This is a genomic window from Gordonia sp. ABSL11-1 (assembly GCF_030315685.1).
Classification (GTDB): domain Bacteria; phylum Actinomycetota; class Actinomycetes; order Mycobacteriales; family Mycobacteriaceae; genus Gordonia.
Genome location: NZ_JASXSI010000074.1, coordinates 1 through 1,441 on the forward strand (window position 1 = coordinate 1; position 1,441 = coordinate 1,441).

Sequence of the window (1,441 nt, forward strand, 5' to 3'; positions counted from 1 at the left end):
CCGACACGCCCGAACGAAGGATCAACCCGTACACCACGCCAAAGGACTTGACCCATCGTCCCAAGACACAGACGTACCCTCGACAAAATTCTGGTCGCCACCATCCGCATCGGCCTGTGCGACCAGAGCCGACTGCTTGTGGCTTGCGCCGCATATTTGGTATACGCACGTCGGAACCCAAACCTACAGCGGTCGCAAACCGCACTCACGCATCCGTCGACGGTACCCACCAACCCTGTCCCTTACCGCCATGCCGACATGTACCGGTACCCGGTGGCGAGGTCGAGCAGCCGAAGACAGTCGCTATGGCCTCTACCTCGTGCCATGCCGTGCTATCCTGTGGCACATGAGTGCGCCGCGCGAAGTGAGCCAACGCGACCTCCGCATGCGTTCCAAAGAGATCATGGACGCGGTGGAGTCCGGCGATTCCTTTACGGTTACCCGCGACGGCCGTGGAATAGGAGAACTCGTCCCCCTACGTCGACGACGCAGCTTTGTTTCCCGCGCAGAGTTCGCCCGCGGCTCAGTGTCGGCTCCATTGATTGATGGCGAGAGATTCCAATCTGATCAGGACCGCGTATACGACGGAACGTTGAGCGACCCGTATGCCTGACGAAGCACGGCGGGGGCTACTCGACACCAACATCTTGATTCTTCGCCACGCAATCGACCCTGCCGAACTGCCGGACGAGATGGCAATTAGTGCGATCACCTTGGCTGAGCTCTCCGCTGGCGTACACCTGGTAATTGGCGACGACCCAGAGGCCTCCGACGAACGCGCACGCCGCGCCGATGTTCTCCAGCGCGTCGAGAACGAGTTCGACCCCTTACCGTTCGGTGCCGACGCTGCTCGCGCGTTCGGCCGCGTCAGCGCTGCGGTCCAAGCTCGCGGAAGAACGCCGCGGAAACGAGTAGCGGACCTCATGATCGCATCTGTGTCGACCGCAGCCGGGCTCCCCCTCTACACCACCAACCCCAACGACTTCGACGGCTTGGACGGCATCGTTCGCGTCATACCCGTGAGTCCCCCCTGAGGCTGACCTCAACTCGAAGCTCTAATCGACAGGGTCAGAGAATATGCATCAACCGAATATTCAGGGTTACCGGCTCTTCGAAGTTAGCCTCGATCCACGTGTGTCACGAACGCTGAAGGGAGCGTGGCTCTCGTCGCGAATCTGAGCGTCATTTGATCGCGAATGTCAGCGTCACGGCGGCCCGCTTCTCGGGTGGTGATCGCGAATTTCAGCGTCAGTGGCGCGTCGCGGCGGTGGCTGGGTTCAACCTGGGCGGGGCCGCCCGGCAGACGGCTTGGTCGGGGCCCGTGAGACGGTGCGGGTGGACCCCATCGCTGATGGGGTCCCGCCGATGTGCGGTGCTACCTGAAGGTCATCCAGTCAAGAGCTGCCGAAACTACCTTCTCGTCTTGAACTGTCCCGAGGTG

At 61.7% G+C, this 1,441-nt stretch carries 2 protein-coding genes; both read left to right on the forward strand.

The window, feature by feature from the left end; all coding sequences use genetic code 11:
• Positions 1–346 precede the first annotated feature (346 nt).
• Complete coding sequence (locus QSJ19_RS26460) at positions 347–613, forward strand: type II toxin-antitoxin system Phd/YefM family antitoxin (RefSeq protein ID WP_286324032.1); 267 nt, start codon at positions 347–349, stop codon at positions 611–613.
• On the forward strand, positions 606–1,034 hold the full coding sequence (locus tag QSJ19_RS26465; protein ID WP_286324033.1) for a type II toxin-antitoxin system VapC family toxin: 429 nt from the start codon (positions 606–608) through the stop codon (positions 1,032–1,034). The genes QSJ19_RS26460 and QSJ19_RS26465 overlap by 8 nt, the downstream gene beginning before the upstream one ends.
• The last annotated feature ends 407 nt before the right edge of the window (positions 1,035–1,441 follow it).

What these genes read in the sequence shown, in the direction of transcription:
- QSJ19_RS26465 (WP_286324033.1), top strand. Translation starts at nt 606, where the DNA reads ATGCCTGACGAAGCACGGCGGGGGCTACTCGACACCAACATCTTGATT.
- QSJ19_RS26460 (WP_286324032.1), top strand. Translation starts at nt 347, where the DNA reads ATGAGTGCGCCGCGCGAAGTGAGCCAACGCGACCTCCGCATGCGTTCC.